At 38.3% G+C, this 19,375-nt stretch carries 19 protein-coding genes and 2 pseudogenes; 15 read left to right on the top strand and 6 right to left on the bottom strand.

The window, feature by feature from the left end:
* Positions 1 to 44: 44 nt before the first annotated feature.
* Both I6F42_RS16230 and I6F42_RS16235 read right to left on the bottom strand, forming a co-directional pair.
* Entirely contained in the window at positions 45 to 1,442 is a 1,398-nt protein-coding gene (locus I6F42_RS16230) for a heavy metal sensor histidine kinase (RefSeq protein ID WP_182674059.1), read from the bottom strand.
* The gene (locus I6F42_RS16235) at positions 1,432 to 2,118 is read right to left on the bottom strand and encodes a heavy metal response regulator transcription factor (RefSeq protein WP_010388408.1); all 687 of its coding nucleotides are present in this window, start codon (positions 2,116 to 2,118) and stop codon (positions 1,432 to 1,434) included. The genes I6F42_RS16230 and I6F42_RS16235 overlap by 11 nt, the downstream gene beginning before the upstream one ends.
* Positions 2,119 to 2,284: 166 nt before the next feature.
* On the opposite strand from I6F42_RS16235, the gene I6F42_RS16240 reads away from it, so the two are divergent.
* The 8 genes from I6F42_RS16240 (at position 2,285) to I6F42_RS16275 (ending at position 8,761) form a co-directional block, all read left to right on the top strand.
* Positions 2,285 to 4,108 carry a copper resistance system multicopper oxidase gene (locus tag I6F42_RS16240; RefSeq protein ID WP_197152819.1) on the top strand — a complete coding sequence of 608 codons (1,824 nt, stop codon included), beginning with the start codon at positions 2,285 to 2,287 and terminating at the stop codon, positions 4,106 to 4,108.
* Positions 4,105 to 4,968, top strand: a complete 864-nt coding sequence (locus I6F42_RS16245; protein ID WP_197152821.1) for a copper resistance protein B — start codon at positions 4,105 to 4,107, stop codon at positions 4,966 to 4,968. Before I6F42_RS16240 ends, I6F42_RS16245 begins: the two co-directional genes overlap by 4 nt.
* A 22-nt stretch (positions 4,969 to 4,990) precedes the next feature.
* Entirely contained in the window at positions 4,991 to 5,398 is a 408-nt protein-coding gene (locus I6F42_RS16250) for a copper resistance CopC family protein (protein ID WP_010554094.1), read from the top strand.
* 11 nt (positions 5,399 to 5,409) lie between these two features.
* The gene (locus I6F42_RS16255; protein ID WP_182674062.1) at positions 5,410 to 6,318 is read left to right on the top strand and encodes a copper resistance D family protein; all 909 of its coding nucleotides are present in this window, start codon (positions 5,410 to 5,412) and stop codon (positions 6,316 to 6,318) included.
* A 23-nt stretch (positions 6,319 to 6,341) separates the two neighbouring features.
* Entirely contained in the window at positions 6,342 to 6,830 is a 489-nt protein-coding gene (locus tag I6F42_RS16260; protein ID WP_165740856.1) for a DUF4440 domain-containing protein, read from the top strand.
* 10 nt (positions 6,831 to 6,840) lie between these two features.
* Positions 6,841 to 7,359: a DUF411 domain-containing protein gene (locus tag I6F42_RS16265; protein WP_165725484.1), complete on the top strand. Its 519-nt coding sequence runs from the start codon at positions 6,841 to 6,843 to the stop codon at positions 7,357 to 7,359.
* 133 nt (positions 7,360 to 7,492) lie between these two features.
* Complete coding sequence (locus I6F42_RS16270) at positions 7,493 to 8,005, top strand: DUF305 domain-containing protein (RefSeq protein ID WP_165725483.1); 513 nt, start codon at positions 7,493 to 7,495, stop codon at positions 8,003 to 8,005.
* A 24-nt stretch (positions 8,006 to 8,029) separates the two neighbouring features.
* Positions 8,030 to 8,761, top strand: coding sequence for a MauE/DoxX family redox-associated membrane protein (locus I6F42_RS16275; protein WP_165740858.1), 732 nt, complete (start codon positions 8,030 to 8,032; stop codon positions 8,759 to 8,761).
* Positions 8,762 to 9,027: 266 nt separating this feature from the next.
* Here the strand turns inward: I6F42_RS16275 and I6F42_RS16280 are convergent, their stop codons facing one another.
* The 3 genes from I6F42_RS16280 to I6F42_RS16290 form a co-directional block, all read right to left on the bottom strand.
* A complete protein-coding gene (locus I6F42_RS16280; RefSeq protein WP_231616384.1) occupies positions 9,028 to 9,471 on the bottom strand; it encodes a MerC family mercury resistance protein in 444 nt (147 codons plus the stop codon).
* Positions 9,472 to 9,573: 102 nt separating this feature from the next.
* Positions 9,574 to 9,951, bottom strand: a complete 378-nt coding sequence (locus tag I6F42_RS16285; RefSeq protein ID WP_004588890.1) for a MerR family transcriptional regulator — start codon at positions 9,949 to 9,951, stop codon at positions 9,574 to 9,576.
* 42 nt (positions 9,952 to 9,993) lie between these two features.
* On the bottom strand, positions 9,994 to 10,383 hold the full coding sequence (locus I6F42_RS16290) for a Cd(II)/Pb(II)-responsive transcriptional regulator (protein WP_004588889.1): 390 nt from the start codon (positions 10,381 to 10,383) through the stop codon (positions 9,994 to 9,996).
* A gap of 77 nt (positions 10,384 to 10,460) precedes the next feature.
* Here I6F42_RS16290 and I6F42_RS16295 point away from each other — a divergent pair, with 77 nt between their 5' ends.
* The 7 genes and pseudogenes from I6F42_RS16295 (at position 10,461) to I6F42_RS16325 (ending at position 18,992) form a co-directional block, all read left to right on the top strand.
* Positions 10,461 to 11,075: a cation transporter gene (locus I6F42_RS16295; protein WP_004588888.1), complete on the top strand. Its 615-nt coding sequence runs from the start codon at positions 10,461 to 10,463 to the stop codon at positions 11,073 to 11,075.
* Between the two features lie 55 nt (positions 11,076 to 11,130).
* Positions 11,131 to 11,863: pseudogene (locus I6F42_RS16300) on the top strand (transglutaminase family protein).
* Complete coding sequence (locus tag I6F42_RS16305) at positions 11,850 to 12,752, top strand: cation diffusion facilitator family transporter (protein ID WP_004588886.1); 903 nt, start codon at positions 11,850 to 11,852, stop codon at positions 12,750 to 12,752. Before I6F42_RS16300 ends, I6F42_RS16305 begins: the two are co-directional and overlap by 14 nt.
* Before the next feature lie 55 nt (positions 12,753 to 12,807).
* On the top strand, positions 12,808 to 13,158 hold the full coding sequence (locus I6F42_RS16310) for a hypothetical protein (RefSeq protein ID WP_004588885.1): 351 nt from the start codon (positions 12,808 to 12,810) through the stop codon (positions 13,156 to 13,158).
* 83 nt (positions 13,159 to 13,241) lie between these two features.
* Positions 13,242 to 14,459: a TolC family protein gene (locus I6F42_RS16315; protein WP_008468875.1), complete on the top strand. Its 1,218-nt coding sequence runs from the start codon at positions 13,242 to 13,244 to the stop codon at positions 14,457 to 14,459.
* 64 nt (positions 14,460 to 14,523) lie between these two features.
* A complete protein-coding gene (locus tag I6F42_RS16320; RefSeq protein ID WP_002962258.1) occupies positions 14,524 to 15,780 on the top strand; it encodes an efflux RND transporter periplasmic adaptor subunit in 1,257 nt (418 codons plus the stop codon).
* Positions 15,781 to 15,791: 11 nt separating this feature from the next.
* The gene (locus I6F42_RS16325) at positions 15,792 to 18,992 is read left to right on the top strand and encodes an efflux RND transporter permease subunit (protein WP_004588883.1); all 3,201 of its coding nucleotides are present in this window, start codon (positions 15,792 to 15,794) and stop codon (positions 18,990 to 18,992) included.
* A 248-nt stretch (positions 18,993 to 19,240) separates the two neighbouring features.
* Here the strand turns inward: I6F42_RS16325 and I6F42_RS16330 are convergent.
* A pseudogene (locus I6F42_RS16330) lies at positions 19,241 to 19,375 on the bottom strand (integrase); the annotation flags it as partial.

Below are 19,375 nucleotides of genomic sequence, written 5' to 3' on the forward strand. Positions count from 1 at the left end.
CGCCAAAGAGCTACAAGCAAACATTGAGTTATTGGTTTTAATAATTAGCTTTTAACTAAATTTAAATAAACTTTAAAGCTGGTAGTTTGATTATTTGAACTGACCTCTATATCTCCACCGTTTGCTTGCGCTAGAGCTTTAACTATTGCAAGCCCTAAACCTGCTCCGTCGCTGTGTCGTTGCCGCGACTTATCAGGTCGATAAAAACGGTCAAATAAATAAGGTAAATGCTCAGAAGGTATTCTCTCCCCTGTATTAATCACTGAAATGCATATTTTTTCAGCGGTGGTCATTTCACTGTTTACAGTGATTGATGAGCCTTTTGGGGCGTACCTAATTGCATTGGATAGTAAGTTTGATAATAATTGGCGAAAGTGTAATTTGTCACAATAAAAACAAAGGTTTTCACCTTTTTTATCAAATGCAATCAATAAGTCTTCAGCCAAAGCGTCAAAATACTCAAATAACACTTCAATTTCATCATGGCTTTTTAGAGTGTTTTGAACGGGTTTAATTAGCCCATTTTGAGTTTTTGCGAGCCAAAGCATATCACTAACCATTTTAGTTAATCGCTCAAGTTCTTCTAAGTTAGAAAACAATAATTCTTGATACTCTTCCAACTGCCTTTTTTTAGATAATCCAACCTGTGTTTGAGTAATTATATTTGTTAGTGGAGTTCGTAGTTCATGAGCAATATCACTAGAAAAATTTGATAAGCGAATAAATTCACCCTGGAGCCTGTCGAGCATTGAGTTAAACGACTGCACCATATTAACAAGCTCAATAGGCACTTTATTTTCATCGAGCCTTACATCCATTTTATTAGTTTGGATATCGTGTATTTTCTGACTTAAACCTCGTAAAGGGTTTAATCCTTGATGTATAGCAAACCAAGCCACCAATAAAATGAGTACCGCTGAGCCAAACATAATGGCCCAAAGGCTTTGCTGAAATTGATTGAGAAAGTGTAAATGAAAGCTCATGTCTATCGCTGTAGTAATTTTGTATTGCTGTTGCCCAGTACTTAAATTACTCACCAGAGCTCGGTAGGTGTGGGTATCATTTTGCCATGAGGTAATGTTGTTACGGTTAAAGCCAGTTGAAGCCTTAGCACTCATTACAAAATCACTAAAATCTCGTTCAGAGCTTTGAAAAATGAGATCTCCTTTTGCGGTATTTACCTGATAGTAAACACCGTGATGACCCGCTACAGCGTTAGATAATTCATTTTTAAGTTTCAGGTTTGATTTATAGTGTTGTGTTAAAACTAATTCAATAGATTGATTAATAACATGCAGTTCACTACTATCTTGCTGGAAAAAATGATGTTTTATCGAACTATTTATTAAGGTGGCAACTAAAGTTAAGCACGCAATAACGGTTACAGCCACAAACAACACAACACGCATCGTAAGTGATAAAGGCCGTGACTTAATAGCCATCAGTTTCAACCTCTAATTTATAGCCCATACCGCGAACTGTATGAATTAATTTAATAGTAAAGTCATCATCAACTTTTGCTCTTAGCCTACGAATGGCAACATCAATCACATTGGTGTCGCTATCAAAATTCATATCCCATACTTGAGAAGCAATTAACGAACGTGGCAGTACTTCACCTTCGCGCCGTAACAATAGTTCAAGTAAGCTAAACTCTTTATTACTCAATAAAATACGCTTGCCTGCACGTTGTATTTTTCGCTTTGGAATATCCATTTCTAAATCAGCAACGATCAGTATATCGTCAACTGTTTGTACTGCACCACGGCGAATAAGAGTGCGTACTCTTGCTAAAACTTCAGCAAAAGCAAAAGGCTTTATTAAATAGTCATCAGCACCAAGTTCGAGCCCCTTTACTCTATCGTCTATGCTATCGCGAGCAGATAAAAATAGTACTGGGGTTTTGTTATCTGCTTCACGTAGCGACTGTAAAATTTTCCAACCGGATACGTCAGGTAACATGACATCAAGTATTATTACATCAAATAATTCGGTCATTGCTAGGTGATGACCGTCAAGACCATTGCGCGCCAAAGAAACCTGAAAACCAGCTTCACTTAGTCCCTGTTTTAAATAATCTCCCGTTTTTGCTTCATCTTCAACAACTAATAAGCGCATACAATTCCTTCATTAAAGTCCTAACAACTACCTCTGCAAATATTATGCAGTATCTGTCACTACAGCAACATGACACCAAGATTACAACTTTGTAATGTTCGCGTCATGTTGAAGACAGGTCTATTTTCTATACTCAATACATATTCTGCTATGAAGGAGTAAGGAAATGGGGTTTAAAAAGTCATCACAACAGGTTAGCACACCACGAAGACGATTTGTTCAAGGCTTAATTGCAGGAGGTGTACTTGCTGCTTTTCCGAGTGTATTACATGCTGCATCATCTTTAGTAGCAGGAACAATAACAGGCACTGTGCCCGAACTTAGCGGCGAAGTAATTGATCTGGTTATAGATGAATCGCCGGTTAACTTTACTGGCGTAGTACGTATGGCGACAACTATCAATGGATCTATACCCGCTCCTACCTTGCGCCTCAAAGAAGGCGATGACGTTACTATTAGAGTAACAAATAAGTTATCAGTACCGAGTTCAATTCATTGGCATGGCATTATTTTACCGTATCAAATGGATGGCGTACCAGGTATCAGCTTTAAAGGCATTATGCCGGGCGAAACCTTTGTTTATAAATTTAAACTGCAACAAAGCGGTACATATTGGTATCACTCACATAGTGGCTTTCAAGAAATGACAGGCATGTACGGTGCATTAATTATTGAACCGCGAGAAAACGATATTATTAGTGCAGATAACGAGCATGTTATTCAATTATCTGATTGGACTGATGATGACCCAATGGCGCTGTTCCGTAAATTAAAAGTACAGAGTGATGTATTTAACTTCAATCAACCCACTGTCCCAGAGTTTTTCGATGACGTTTCAAGCAGCAGTATTTCAAATGCTCTACAGCGCCGAAAAATGTGGAATCAGATGCGAATGAATCCTACAGATTTAGCTGACTTATCAGCATCAGCAATGACTTTTTTAATGAACGGCAGTACTCCAATGGCAAACTGGCGTGGATTATTTAAAGCCGGTGAAAAGCTTAGGTTAAGGTTTATTAATGGTTCTAGTAATAGCTTTTTTGACGTGCGTATCCCCGAGCTAAAGCTCACGGTTGTACAAGCAGATGGGCAAAACGTTGAACCAGTGACAGTTGATGAATTTAGATTCGGCCCTGGTGAAACCTACGACGTAATTGTTGAGCCTAAAAATGATGCCTATACGATTTTTGCTCAAAGTATGGATCGCTCTGGTTACGCAAAAGGAACTTTATCAAGCTCGCCTAATATTGATGCGCCAGTACCTGCACTTGACCCTGTTGAATGGTTAACGATGACCGATATGATGGGCAATATGACCCACGGCGGTGAGCATTCTGCAATGGCTGGTATGGCTGGCATGTCAGGTATGAACTCTAAAGAAATGGATCATAGCGCTATGGGGCACGGTGCAATGGCGATGGATCATAGCAAACATGGTATGTCTGAAAACCCGTTGGCGGTTGCCAGCTCTAAAGTGCGTCATGCAAAAACGGAGTATGGAGCTTCAGTTGATATGCGCGTTGATATGCCTAGAACAAATCTTGATGATCCTGGTATTGGTTTACGTAAAAATGGTCGTCGTGTTTTAACACTTGCAGATTTACACTCACTTGAAGGGATCACTAACCAGCAAGAGCCAGAAGCTGAAATTGAGCTGCATTTAACCGGAAACATGGAGCGTTATAGCTGGTCATTTGATGGCTTAGAATTTGGTAAAAGCACGCCAGTGCATATGAAGCATAACCAACGTTTAAGAGTTATTTTACAAAACGATACCATGATGACACACCCTATGCATTTGCATGGTATGTGGAGTGATTTAGAAAACGAGCAAGGTGATGTGCAAGTACGACGTCATACGATTCCTGTTCAACCCGCACAAAGAATCAGCTTTTTAACCACCCCTCATGATGTAGGTCGCTGGGCTTGGCATTGCCATTTATTATTCCATATGGATGCCGGTATGTTTAGAGAGGTAGTCGTATCATGAAACAATTAAAACTATCTAAATCATTAGGTTTATTAATATTAACTGGGGCTTCATTAATTAGTTTCCCTTTATTAGCGCAAAGTGAAATGGCACAAATGAATAGCGCTAAGATGCAACCACAAGGAGGAAGTGCACCTAAAGATGCAAGAGACCCTCATGCTTACTCTGCGGGAACAACTTTAACAGAAGGCCCATATGCGCTTGAGGGCAATGAGCGATTAACACTCGCTGATGAGCATCCATTTTACGCATTACTAGGCGATCGTCTTGAATATAACGAGCAAGCAAACGCAGGTGTGTTTGACTTACAAGCATGGTACGGCACTACCTTTGATCGATTGGTAATTAAAACCGAGGGTGATTTCAGCGAAGGAAGTATTGAAGAAAACCAAACCGATATTTTATGGGGGCACGCCGTATCAGCATATTGGGATACTCAAGCAGGTGTTCGTCTTGATTACAATAAAGAAGGTGAAAATCGGCAATGGTTGGCTTTTGGCTTACAAGGTTTAGCCCCTTACTGGTTTGAAATTGATATGACAGCGTACGTGGGTGAGCGAGGCAATACCGCATTTACGTTAGAGGCAGAGTACGAACTATTACTCACGCAAAAGCTAATTATACAACCGCGAGCCGAAATTACACTTTATGGCAAAAACGATAAACAAAACGAACTTGGAAGTGGCCTATCAAGCAGCGCGATTGGCTTTAGGGTTCGTTATGAGTTTACACGCCAGTTTGCGCCCTATATTGGCGTTGAATGGAGCAATAAATTTGGCAATACCGCCGACTATGCCACATCAAGTGGACAAAGTAGCAACAACACCGCATTTGTTGCGGGTATTAAATTTTGGTTTTAATCATTTTAAATAAGAGGTAATTATGAAGTTTTTTAATTCTGCAGTAGCTATTTTAGGTTTAGTACTTACATTTTCCGCATCAGCGCATATATCACTCAAGCAATCAACACCTGCGCAAGAAGCCATGTTAATGAAAAGTCCAGAGCAACTTTCGTTAACTTTTGGTGGTGAAGTAAGGCTAGCAAAAGTCATCATCAAAGATGAAAAAAATAAATCAATAAACTTTGATTTCAAACCCAGCTCCACCCCAAGCACAGACTTTAGTTGGTCATTGCCGAGCTTAGCCCAAGGCACTTACACGGTTAAATGGACAGCACTCGGTGGTGATGGACATAAAATGACCGATACGTTTAGATTTATGGTACACAAAAGTGAATCGCATAAAATGATGCAGGAACAATCTAATACCCACAGTAAACATAATCATTAAGTAGCAACATAATGCAATTAAGTGAATGGTCAGTACTCTTACTATTATTAAAACTAGCAAGCTATATCGCAATTGCAGGGCTTGCGGGCACTTTATTAATGCGCTTTATGTGTGGCAACAGCAATGTTGCAGGGCATCACTTAATTAGCTTTTATCAGTTCTTAAAACGTTGGCAAATTACGTGTGTAGTTACAGGTAGTATTGCTGCACTTTTACAAGTACCAATAGAAGCTGGAGCAATGGCTGAATCAGGCTTTATGGGAATGTTTGACCCCTTTATGCTTGAAATTGTTTGGCAATCAGTCATAGGTGACCAAGCAACGTTTAGAATACCAGCGCTTATTATTGCTCTAATTAGCGCATGTATGTGGAGTGTGGAATCAGATGATAACGTAGCAGGTTATAAAAACGGTGCCGTTATACTAATCATGCTTGGGTTTATCGCTTATAGCTTCACTTTTACTGGGCACAGTGCAAATGAAAATGGGTTAGTGAAAAGTATTTTAACCTTTCACCTTATTGCCATTGCGAGCTGGTTAGGGTCATTGTGGCCGCTTTACAAAAGCTGCACTTTACTACCTACCAGTGAAGTAAAGCGGTTAATGCATTACTTTGGTCAACTCGCTATTGTTATTGTATTTGTACTACTTATTTCGGGCTTAACTCTGCTCCTGCAGTACCTAGAGTCATTTTCTGCATTGTTTACATCAAATTATGGGCAACTAATTTTATTAAAGCTGTTACTCGTCTGCGCGATGCTGTTACTAGGTGCATGGCATAAGCTTTTTTTAGTCCCGCAAATCACTCAACAACACCATATAAGTATATTAAAACGCTCGATCACTGTTGAAATATTAATTGCCCTATTTGTACTTATTACAACAAGTGTATTTACAACACTTGTTGGTCCGCCTATTTAACGATTAATAAAAAAGGAAAATGTATGTTAATTAAATCCTCTAATTTAAAAATTTTATTGCTACTAATCTTTAGCGCTGTTAGTTCTTTTGCTGTGAACGCACACACCCATGAAGAGCACACAAAAAAAGGCTGGGTCTTTGTTAATGTTGATAGCGAAGCTGCAAAGGCAGTTAGCTTATTTCATGCATCCCTAAAACAAGGCGATGCCAAAGGTGCCCGTAAATTACTGGCCGACGATGTCGTCATTTTTGAAGGCGGAATTGTTGAGCGTTCTGCAGATGAATACGCGAACCATCATATGATAGCGGATATGAAATTCTTAAGTGCAGTTGATAGTGAACTGCTAGAGCATCAAGTTCACACAAATGGAAACATAGCTTACTCAATTTCAAGAAGTAAAACTCAAGGAAAGTATAAAGGGAAAGATATTAAGTCTACGGGAATGGAATCAATCACATTAAAAAACACCGATAAAGGTTGGAAAATCACTCATATTCACTGGTCTAATTAAGGAGTTAACAATGCGAGTAATCTACATTACCTCAGCGTTTTTTTTATCATTAACTATGTCATTTTCTACAATGAGTATCGAAAAACAGCATAAAACATCAATAATCTATGAAAATTCAGAAAAACCTGAAATTGAGCTTACCGTTTATAAAAGTAAAAATTGTGGATGTTGTAATAAGTGGATTGCTCATTTGAGTGAAAACAATATTCAAACAAAAGCAATTAACGTTAATGACATGGGGTCGATTAAATCTCAGTATCAAATAAAACCTAATATGCGCTCATGCCATACAGCCGTGTCAGCCGATGGATTTGTATTTGAAGGTCATGTTCCCGCTAAACATATAAAACAGTTTTTATCTGGGCAACACGCTCCGCACATTACAGGCTTAAGTGTACCAGCCATGCCTATTGGCACTCCCGGAATGGAAATGGAGGGTATATTTCACAAATATAATATTGAACTACTCACTGACAACTCAAATGAAGAAACCTACAGATACATAAGTAAATCCAGCGAGCAATTTTAGCCTAACGGCATAATTCTTGAGTTAATTGTTAAATACCCATTTTACACAACAGGAAACACTGATTTGTGAGCTTAATAGTGTAAATATTACTCACGTGTAAAAACAAAATACAAAACTTTTAAGGAGCAATACAATGTCACACTATTCAAAATTTTTTTTAATGATAGCAACATCCACAATAACCATGTTTGTATTGATGTATTTGAACACCTATCAACTTAGTCATGTTTATTTTAGTGAAACTCGTACTTATATGGCGCTTTATATGGGAGCCACGATGGCAGTGATAATGCTACTTTTCATGCTTAATATGTATAAAGATAAAAAGAAAAATATAACAGTACTCATTGCTAGTGTTGCCGTATTTGCAGGTAGTTTATTTTTAGTTCGCTCACAAGCGACTGTTGATGATAGCTCATGGATGTCGGCGATGATCCCACATCATTCAATTGCCATACTCACCAGTGACAGGGCAAAAATCAAAGATAAACGCGTTCAAAAGCTAGCTACAAATATAATTGAAGCCCAAGAGCGAGAAATAAAAGAAATGCAATGGCTCCTAAAAGATATAGAGCAAAACGGCATTACACAAACCAATGCTCAAGCACAATTAAGAGCTGTTCCAGATTTCAATTCAAATAAATAAACCGCATAACATAAGGAGTAAAGCATGAGTAAATCAGCCCAGCTTTTTAGAATGGCAACAGATGAGCATATTTGTCCGTTTGGTTTAAAATCAAAAGACCTACTAGAGCGAGAGGGATATACAGTTGATGATCAGCTTTTAACTTCTCGAGAGCAAACAGATGAATTTAAAAAACAACACAGCGTAGAAACTACACCTCAAACATTTATTGATAATAAACGTATAGGTGGCTACGACGATTTACGTAATTACTTTAATAAGCCACAAGCAGCCCAAGAAGGTACAACTTACACGCCCGTGATTGCGATTTTTTCGGTTAGTTTTTTGCTTAGTGTGGCATTTAGTTTTGCATCGGCTAATAGCTTATTATCAATGCAAACCGCTGAACTGTTTGTAGCCCTAACAATGGCAGTGTTAGCAATACAAAAGCTTCAAGACTTATTTAGCTTTACTAATTCATTTATAACCTATGACTTAGTCGCTATGAAAATAGTCAGGTACGCTTATGTTTACCCATTTTTAGAAGCATTTGTTGGCATTGGAATGATAGCCGGATTACCAGCCTATATTATTGCCCCTATTTCATTATTCATAGGTGGGGTTGGTGCTGTTTCAGTGATAAAAGCAGTCTATATAGATAAACGAGAGTTAAAATGTGCGTGTGTAGGCGGTGACAGTAACGTACCACTAGGGTTTATCTCCCTAACAGAAAACTTATTTATGATAGCTGCCGGTATTTGGATGTTTGTTAGGTAAATAACAGCTTTAATTTAAAAATATGATGACGAGCTTATTTATAGCACGAACCAGACTCAGTAGTTGAGTCTGGCTCTGCCTGAACTTAAAACCCCATCAATTTGCTCTGGCTTCACTAAGGTATCTTGAAGTTACAACGAGACTAAAGTTTTTTATCAATTGCATGATTTAAAAAAGCACTAGCCCTCTAACTTTATCTTAAATAGATCTAATCTAAATTTGATTCCAGGATTCTTTTGGCAATAAATTTTTAATCATCCTAGTGTTTAAGAGTTTATAAATTTAATTAATAAATTTTGTGAAATTTTTTCTAGTCCGCTTAGAGCGAAAAGCAGACATTGACCGTTAATCGTTTCAACGACGGCAATTAGCCATACGTTGCATGTTTGCTCCCTTACTGGTTTTACGATATCCAAAACCGACATAACGACCATTAAGCAAATACCAAAGTAAAATAGGTATGTGCTCCAATCATATAGCCAAAGAGGATAAAGCGTTAATAGCACTGCTACAGGCCCTAGAATGCTGAAGACAGCTCTGGTATGGTTTTTATTTTTGTGCCAGTTGTATAAGTTTACCAATAGTTCCAAAGATGCAAAAATAGGTAAAAGCGTATTTACAGCTATTCCTTCGAAGTGAGAGAAGAAGCCTAGTCCTAATGCCGATGCAAGTGACCTTAATGCAGGGAGGCAGGCCGTGCCGCTAGCCAAACGCCACTAGAGCCTACTCTGTCTAATATTTTATTTATCATTTGAAAGTCTATTGGTTGATATTACCATCATTCTAAACTCCGTATACAAGTACGGAGTCAATCATTTTAATGAGTCAATTATGGGGCAATGTGTTGGATCTTCGTTTTGCATACAGGTATTTGTCATACCCACAATTACTTTCTCTAAACGTTGAAGGTCATTAATTTTGTCTCGAATGATTGCTAACTTTTGTCGGTTTAATAGCTCAACTTGAGCGCAGTTGCTGTCCATAGACATTAGCGATTTTATTTCTCTTAACGTAAAGCCGAGCGCTTTGGCTTTTGTGATAAACCTAAGTTGTCCTGCTATTGATTCGTCATATTGTCTATAACCAGATATTGGTTTTTCAGGTTGTGTAATCAGTCCTTCTCGTTCATAAAAACGAATGGTTTCTACATTTAAATTTAATGATTGTGCTAATTTGCCAATGGTTTTCATTATTGCCTTTGTGAATACTACTAATCTAAAGTTATATTTAGTTCAACTATCTAATGACTTGATAATGCCACAGACTTCAATTGTACCGTCAGACCCGCAAGAGCTTGCCATTAGTTTTAACTCTTTTTTGAGTGCATTCAATTCCTTCATTCGTTGATTAACTAAAGTTAGTTGCCGATCAATTAATGCATTTACACTAGAGCAACTCTCCTCTGGCTTGTTTTTTAATTCAATGAGTCGCTTAATATCATTAAGCGGAATATCTAAACTTCGACAATGCTTTACGAACTCTAGCTCTTTAAATGCCTTATTAGAATACAACCTGAAATTCCCTTCAGTGCGATCAGGATCTGACAGCAAGCCCTCCTTTTCATAATATCGGATGGTTTGTACTGAATACCCCGATGTTTTCGATAACTCACCAATTTTCATAAAATTTCCAAATAAACTTGACCCTATAGTCACTATAGGATTTATAGTTAGAGCATACAAGTTAATCGGAGATGAAAATGAGCGATTGTGGGTGTGAAGTTGAGCTAAAAGATAACCAGCAAAAAACGGTGCTTTATTGGCTTCTGGCTATCAATGCCTCGATGTTTGTTTTTGAAATTGGCTTTGGTTGGTTATCAGAATCAACGGCTTTAATTGCAGATTCGTTAGACATGCTAGCGGATGCAATCGTCTATGCAATTGCACTATACGCGGTGGGAAAGTCAATCCAACATAAGGCTAATGCTGCTTTAGTGAGTGGCTATTTCCAACTGGGGTTAGGCGTGCTAATTCTAATGGATATTGCTAGAAGGCTGTATGGTGAAAGTGAGCCTCACTCTTGGTTTATGATTGGCGTAGGCATGGTTGCTTTAGTTGCAAATGTGATTTGTCTCATCCTTATTCGAAAGCACAACAACGATGAAGTACATATGAGAGCTAGCTGGATATTTTCAGCGAATGATGTAATTGCAAATCTTGGTGTCGTTATCGCAGGCATACTCGTTATGGTGCTGAAACAGCGTTGGCCTGATATCGTCATTGGTAGCATCATTTCAATGTTAATTCTTCGAGGCGCTTACCGAATACTAAGCGATGCTAAACAAGAATTAGCTGTTGCTGAGAAAACACGTTAAACACCAAATGAAGATAAACAATCAACCTTTGGTTGTTCAAAGTAAGGAAACATCAATGAATAGCAAATATCTAGAAAAAACCCAAGATAGTAAATTTTGAACACTCTACAATTCAATCATTAATTTCTGAGCGTAATTGGCAAGAACTCGATGACTTCAACAAAATTGGTGCAGCCTACCAATTTGTTAAAGATGAAATATTATTTGGTTACAATGAGAGTGATGATATTTCAGCAAGCAGTGTTTTAGCCGATGGTTACGGACAATGCAATACCAAGGGTAACTTGCTGATGGCTTTGTTACGAGGATTAGGTATTCAATGTCGTTTTCACGGCTTTACTATTGAGCAGCGATTACAAAAAGGAGCTATTCCAACTTATGTATTTTGGTTAGCACCTAAATATATCATTCATAGTTGGATTGAAGTTTATTTCAAGGATCGTTGGATAAACTTAGAAGGCTTTATATTAGATGAACAATATTTAAGTTCACTACAGCACAAATTTAGTCAAATAAAAAACGAATTTTGTGGTTATGGTGTTGCAACAAAGTGTTTCTCTTCGCCAGATACAGATTGGCGTGGTCAAGATACCTATATACAAAAAGAAGGTATTCATGATGATTTTGGTGTTTATAATTCCCCTGATGAGTTTTATCTCGAAAAAGGAACTAACTTATCAGGAATCAAACGTTGGATGTATCAACGAGTGATCCGTCACTTTATCAATTTTAACGTAGTCAATGTAAGAAATTTAAAAGTTCTTGAGGTGGAAAATGCACAATCATAGCCATAGCCATTCGCATGGAAAAGACGACCGTATAGGTTGGACATTTTTCCTTAATGTTTCATTTACTATTATCGAATTTATTGGTGGTTGGCTAACCAACAGTACCGCTATTATGGCTGATGCTGTACATGACCTGGGTGACAGTTTATCTATAGGATTCGCTTGGATACTGAGTCGTTTCTCGGATAAAGAAGCATCCGATAGATTTAGCTATGGCTATCGTCGTCTTACCCTGTTTGGCGCATTAATTAACAGTATTGTATTAGTTATTGGTTCTGTCTGGGTGCTATTTGAAGCAATACCAAGATTATCTAATCCTGAAATGCCAATGGCTGAAGGAATGTTGGGTCTTGCATTACTTGGGGTTGCTGTTAATGGGTATGCAGTATTTAAACTAAAAGCGGGTAAAACGCTGAACGAAAAAGTACTTACGTGGCATTTGCTTGAAGACGTACTTGGCTGGGTTGCAGTCCTAATTGTTTCTATCGTGCTGCTTTTTGTAGATCTACCAATATTAGATCCTTTGCTTTCTATAGGCTTTACACTGTTTATATTGTTTAACGTTTTGAAAAACCTGAAAACAACATTGGCACTATTTCTTCAAGCTACACCTGATGAAGAAGTGCAGAATAATATTGAAAAAGCGATAAAGGCTATACCTGAAATTAATGGGATTCATCATATGCACTTTTGGTCATTAGACGGGGAAAGTCACGTATTAACTGCTCACCTAGAGTTAGCCCATAACTTTGAGGTTGATAAATTAATTAGGCTAAAACAACAAGTGGCTAAGGAACTTTCTTCTTATAATTTATCTCATACAACCATTGAGTTTGAGTTTCCTCAAGAAACTTGCCGTGACGAGCATGAAAAACATGCGCATGGCTAGTTTAGAAAACCTTTTTTTGATATTATAATTTTTCATATTTAAGTAGGTGTTTATTTTGAAATTCAATGTTGCGTTAAAAATACTATTAGTCGTTTCGATTGTTTTGCAATCGTTAACTGCTGTTGTATCCGCAACACCTGAGAATCACCAAATAGATATAGAGCACCTTCAAATTCAACATGATCATGCAGATGATCGAAATGTCTCAAATGATAATGTAGGTGATGAGCAGCATAATGAAAAAGATTGTCATCACTGCGGACATTGCAGTGGCAGCCACTTATCTTGGATTTTAGTCAGTAATTCAAATACCACGGGCAAACTAAACATTATCAATAAAACGCCTTATCAAATTGATCAAACAAGTACCTTTCTTGAAGCGATACTTCGTCCGCCCATTTCTTAATTAGATTAATTTTTAATGACCTATTTATCCTTTAATAATGGATAAAGGTTTCGTGTTTATTAATTTTAAAATTAAGAATTTTTATGTATATATATTTAAAAAATGCAGGTTTAGTCCTGTCTTTATGTATGGCTGTGAGTTTTTCAGTTGCCACTTATGCCAAACAGAAAAGTATTTCATGGCTAGATAGTCAAATAAATAAAGATCCCGAAGTTGTTGCGGCTAAAGAGTTACTTAATGCAAGTAATCATAGAGCCAAGAGCTTAACTAAAGCCGTATATAACCCAGAGCTTGAAGCAAGCTATGAAAAAGAGGGTGATTTTGATAATTATTCTATTGGTATCAGTCAAACGATTGATTTTTGGGATAAGCAATCAGCAAATAAAAGCATTGGTGAAATTGGTGTTTATGCAAACCAGCAACAATTGTTATCTCTACTCGATTCTAAAAAGGCTAACGCTTTAACTGCAATAGTTAATTGGCAAGCAGCAAAAAAGGTGGCTCAGTTACTTTCAGTAAGAGAAAATCAATTACAAACGCTCGTTGGAATTATTGAAGATAAGCGAAAAGCAGGACTTTTAGAGCCACTTGACGCTGAACTGGTTTATTTAAACTTGTCCCAAGTTTTCAGTGAAATATCTGAGTCGCAAATTGCTTTGAAAAATGCAGAGGTAAATGTTCAGGAGTTATTGCCTGATTGGACGCCTAATACTACCAATTTGTTTTCATTTACTTTTGGAGCAACAAACTATTCATTTAACTCTCAGTGGGTTGAGGAACATCCAAAAGTTAAACTCGCTAGAGCGCAATGGAAGATAAAACAATCTAAAGCTCAACTAACCACTATGGAATCTAAAGCCAATCCAACCATTGGAGTTAACGCAGGGAAAAGTGGAGATGAAGACTTGATTGGCGTGACTTTCTCAATGCCTTTAAATATCAGAAATAACTATTCAGATACTGTTAAAGCCGCTTATTCAGAAGCAATTGCAGCAGAGGCTAACTTTCGGTCGGTTTATCGAAAGCAGTCATTTGAAGCAAAAGCTAATTATGAATCGCTTATTGTCAGTAAAAAATATTATGAGCAATGGCAAAAACTGACAAAAGGCAGATTAGATAGCAGCGAAAACTTATTAAATAAGCGCTGGGAAGCTGGTGACATTAATACTTCTGACTACTTACTTGCATTAAATCAACGTGCGGAAGGGCTTCATGCAGGAATACGTTTGGAAAATCAATTCAAGCTTGCAGAAATATCCTTCATTTTAAGTATGGGTCAGTTATCCAAATTTGAGATTTGAGCGCTTTGTTTTTTCAGTAGCGAAAAACGAAATCTTAAATTTATTAAAAATATAGGTTACAAAAATGAATACAGTAATTAGTAAAAAATTTTTAGCCGTAGTAATTAGCTGCCTGTTAGTTGGGTTTACTACAAATCATGATGCTTTTGCACAGTCGTCAGATGGAACTGGTTCTGTCACAAACGTTTCGAAACAAGAAGAAAAAGAACATCAAGATGAGCATGAACACGAAAAGGGACATGAAGAAGATAAAGGTGACCATGACGAGCACGGCCATGAAGGTGGTAATAAAGAGGGAGAAGAAGGACATGAAGAAGGTATCACTATTGATCCAAAGAAGATGTCGCTTGCTAACATTAAAGTGGAAAGTGTTAAGCCTGAATATCAATTTAGCTCCGTATATGCACCTGGCGAAATAAAAGCTAATGGCTATAAAAGTTATGTGGTATCACCACGTACAGAGTCAGTCATTATCAGTCGCCATGCAGCGCTTGGCGAGTATGTAGAAATAGGTCAGAAGTTAGTTACATTATTTAGTGAAGCAATGGCACAAGCACAAGCTGACTATTTAATCGCTTCAACCGAATGGCAACGTGTAAAAAAGCTGGGTAATAAGACGGTGAGTGAAAGTCGATTATTACAAGCTGAAACAACATACAATGCGAGCTATGGCAAGCTCATTGCTTTAGGGTTAACTGAAAAAGCAATAAATGGTATTTCTAACAAAGACATTAAAGCATTTGGACAATATGCATTAACGGCGCACCGTGAAGGTGTCGTGCTTCAAGACGACTTTATCCAAGGGCAACGTGTTGATGCTGGGGATTCAGTCATGTTGTTAGCTGATGAAAAACAACTATGGGTTGAAGCAAAAGTTTCTCCAAATAAAAAGCTAAATTTATCAATTGATTCTCCTGCGGTACTTAAATTAGAAGGCCAGAGTTACAATGCCAAAGTTATCCAAGAAGCCCATACAATTGATCCCGTAACTCGTACAAGAATTATTAGATTGGGGGTACAGAATGCTGATGATAACCTTCATTCAGGTATGTTTGTAAAAGTTTACTTTCAGTTTGCCACAAAGCAGAAAGTGATGGCTGTGCCAGAAGAAGCATTGATCCGCAGCGCAGATGGTGATTGGACCGTATTTGTCGAAGACCACCCTGGAGAATTTAAAGCTGTAGAAGTAGAACTAGGCCGAGCCTTAGGTGATTTTAGGGAAATCATTGGCCTTGATAGTGGGACGCGAATTGTAACCAAAGGCGCATTTTTTGTTGCTTCTGAAATCGCTAAAGGCGGATTTGATCCGCATAACCACTAAGGAGCAAGACTATGTTTAATAAAATAATAGATTGGTCTGTTAATAATAGACTCCTGATTTTGATTGCGCTGTTTGCCACAATTGTCGGCGCAATTATGGTTATACCAAAACTAAATTTAGATGCCTTTCCTGATGTTACTAATGTTCAAGTTGCTGTAAATACTGAAGCGCCAGGACTAGCTGCTGAAGAAGTTGAACAACTCATTACGTACCCCATTGAAGCGGTCATGTATGCCTTACCTGATGTAGAACAAGTGCGCTCAATTTCTAAAACAGGCTTGTCTGGCGTCACGGTTGTTTTCAAAGAAGGCACCGACATTTACTTTGCAAGACAACTTGTATTTGAGCGTCTTCAAGCCGCAAAAGAACTGATACCAGAAGGTGTCGGCACACCCGAAATGGGGCCAAACACCTCAGGGCTAGGCCAAGTATTTCAGTACCTTCTTATTTCAGATAAAGATGCAGGCTATGATGCTATGGCACTCAGGAGTCTCAATGATTGGGTAGTAAAATTACTCGTTATGCCTGTCGATGGTGTTACTGATGTACTCTCCTTTGGAGGTATTGTTAGGCAGTACCAAGTAAATGTAGATCCATCTAAGCTTCTTTCTTATAACCTAACGCAAGAAGACGTTGTTGGTGCCCTAGATAACAACAATGCCAATGTTGGCGGATGGTATATGAACCGTGGGCAAGAGCAGCTTGTTATTAGAGGTGCAGGTTGGTTTGAAAGTGGTGACGCTGGTATTAGTAATATCAAACAAGTTCCCGTCAAAACAGTTGATGGGACAGTTGTGACGGTTTCGGATATTGCTAAAGTTGAAATGGGCAGTGAAATTCGTCAAGGTGCTGTCACAATGACGCGCAAAACCGAAGACGGTAAAGTCGAAAATTTAGGTGAAGTTGTCTCTGGCATTGTCTTAAAACGCATGGGGTCTAATACTAAAGCCACCATTGATGGTATCAATGCAAGAATCCCATTGATTAATCAAGCATTGCCTAAAGGTGTTCGCTTTGAACCATTTTATGATCAGGCTGATTTGATTGAAAAAGCCGTTGATACAGTAGTTGATGCACTATTACTAGCATTTATTTTCATCTGTATTGTATTAGCACTATTTTTAATGAATATACGTGCAACCTTCCTTGTCCTAATATCTATTCCAATTTCAATTGGTATCGCGTTAATGATCATGGCTTGGTGGGGCATTTCTGCAAACCTTATGTCATTGGGTGGCATTGCCGTAGCCATTGGTATGCTAGTTGATGGTTCAGTCGTGATGGTTGAAAACATGTTTAAGCATTTAAATAGACCAGACTCTACCCATTTAAAAACTGTAAAAGAAAGAGTGCCTAGTGCTGATACTGATCCACATGATGTAGAACAAGATGAGCATGGTATTAAGTTACGTCTTCAAAATGCGGGTAAAGAAGTGGCTCGTCCCGTATTTTTTGCAGCTTCTATTATTTTAGTCGTATTTACGCCTTTATTTAGCTTTGAAGGTGTTGAGGCAAAGTTATTTCAACCTATGGCAATAAGCATCATTTTAGCTGTTATATCTGCTATTGTGGTTGCGTTGTTTGTTGTACCCGCTTTAGCTACTTATTTATTTAAGTCAGGTGTAAAAGAGAGGGAAAGCTTTGTTCTTAGGCCATTAGACAAACTCTACAGAAAAGGGCTTACATTCGCACTAAAACGCACCAAATTAGTCATTTCAGCCGCACTTATATTAGTTTTCTCTGCCTTTGCATTAGTTCCATTAATTGGTACTGAATTTGTACCTGAGTTAGAAGAAGGGACGATAAACTTAAGAGCAACGCTTGCACCTTCTTCCAGTTTAGATACCGCGCTCACTGTGGCACCAATTCTAGAAGAAAAACTAATGGCTTTCCCTGAAGTAACCTATGCATTAAGCCGAATTGGTCGAGCAGAAATAGGTGGAGACCCAGAGCCTGTGAATAACATCGAAATTTACATAGGGTTGAAGCCTGTTTCTGAGTGGACCAGTGCATCTAATCGATATGAACTTCAAGGAAAAATGGAGAGATCTTTAGAAGAATTCCCTGGGTTGCTACTCAACTTTTCTCAACCTATTGCGACTCGTGTCGATGAGCTACTATCTGGTGTTAAGGCTCAGTTGGCGATAAAGTTGTTTGGGCCTGAACTTGAGGTACTGGCGGCTAAAGGTCAAGAAATAGAAACAGCAATTAAAAACATTGAAGGTGCAAGGGATGTTGCATTGGAGCAAATTGCTGGTGAAGCGCAATTGGTGATAAGTCCTAACAGGCAAGAACTATCACGCTTTGGATTGTCTGTGAGTGACATAATGGAGGTTGTGCGTGATGGTATTGGTGGTGTTGAAGCCGGACAAATAATCAATGGTAATGAACGTTATGATATTTACGTTCGCATAGAGGAAGAGTACCGAAGTAACAAAGAAGCTATTGCTGATATTCGGCTTCAATCACCTACTGGTGCTTGGGTGCGGCTGGGTGACGTAGCCTCAGTCTCATTTGAGTCAGGCCCACCACAAGTTAGACGCGATGATGTACAACGAAGAGTCGTTATCCAAGCAAATGTACAAAATCGAGATATGGGAAGCGTGGTTGCCGATATCAGAACGGTAATTGCTGAAAAGGTTGACTTACCTTCAGGTTATTCTGTTTCGATTGGCGGCCAGTTCGAAAGTCAAAAACGTGCTCAAAATAGGTTAGCTATAGTTGTACCTTTATCGTTAGCACTAATCGCACTACTACTTTACTTTGCCTTTGGTTCTGTTGGTCAAGCTATGCTGATATTGGTCAACGTGCCGCTTGCTGTAATTGGCGGAGTTTTCTCCTTATATTTATCTGGACAATACTTGTCTGTACCAAGCTCCGTTGGCTTTATTACCTTATTTGGTGTAGCGGTATTGAATGGGGTCGTTATGGTAGAAAGTATCAACCAACGTATTAAAGACGGTCTAGAAGCATCTAAAGCCGTTTTTGAAGGCGCTACTTCAAGATTAAGACCTGTACTTATGACTGCTATAACATCAGCTTTAGGTTTGATACCGATGTTAATGTCTAATGGTGTTGGTGCAGAAATACAGCGCCCATTAGCGAGTGTTATTGTTGGCGGCTTGGTAACTGCAACACTGTTAACATTATTTGTTTTACCTGTTTTATATCGCTGGTTTTCAGAGAAAAAAATAAAAGAGCTATCCAGATAAAATTACTGTGAACTCTAACCCCACGCTAAAGTCACGTTTAGCGTGGGGTTATTGAGTAGATGAACGAAAAGAAAGATTAGATTTAACAATAAACTAATAGTCATGACTGCTTTGTCGGAATATTTGTCGTTAAACAGGCCAAAGCTAACTTCCGCTTTCGTATCTTTGCAGTCTTAATCTCTATGTGTCTCAAGGTCGGATTATGGCACGTGCCAGACTCTAACTTCGAGTCTGGCTTAGGTTCAAATTTAAGCATCGATCTGTTCTGATACTTCTAACGCATCATCAACTTCTATTCCCAAGTACCTGACAGTGCTCTCTAGTTTTCTATGGCCAAGTAGAAGCTGACAGGCTCTTAAATTTTTAGTTTTTTTGTAAATTAG

The organism is Pseudoalteromonas sp. SWYJZ12 (assembly GCF_015864395.1).
GTDB lineage: Bacteria > Pseudomonadota > Gammaproteobacteria > Enterobacterales > Alteromonadaceae > Pseudoalteromonas > Pseudoalteromonas arctica.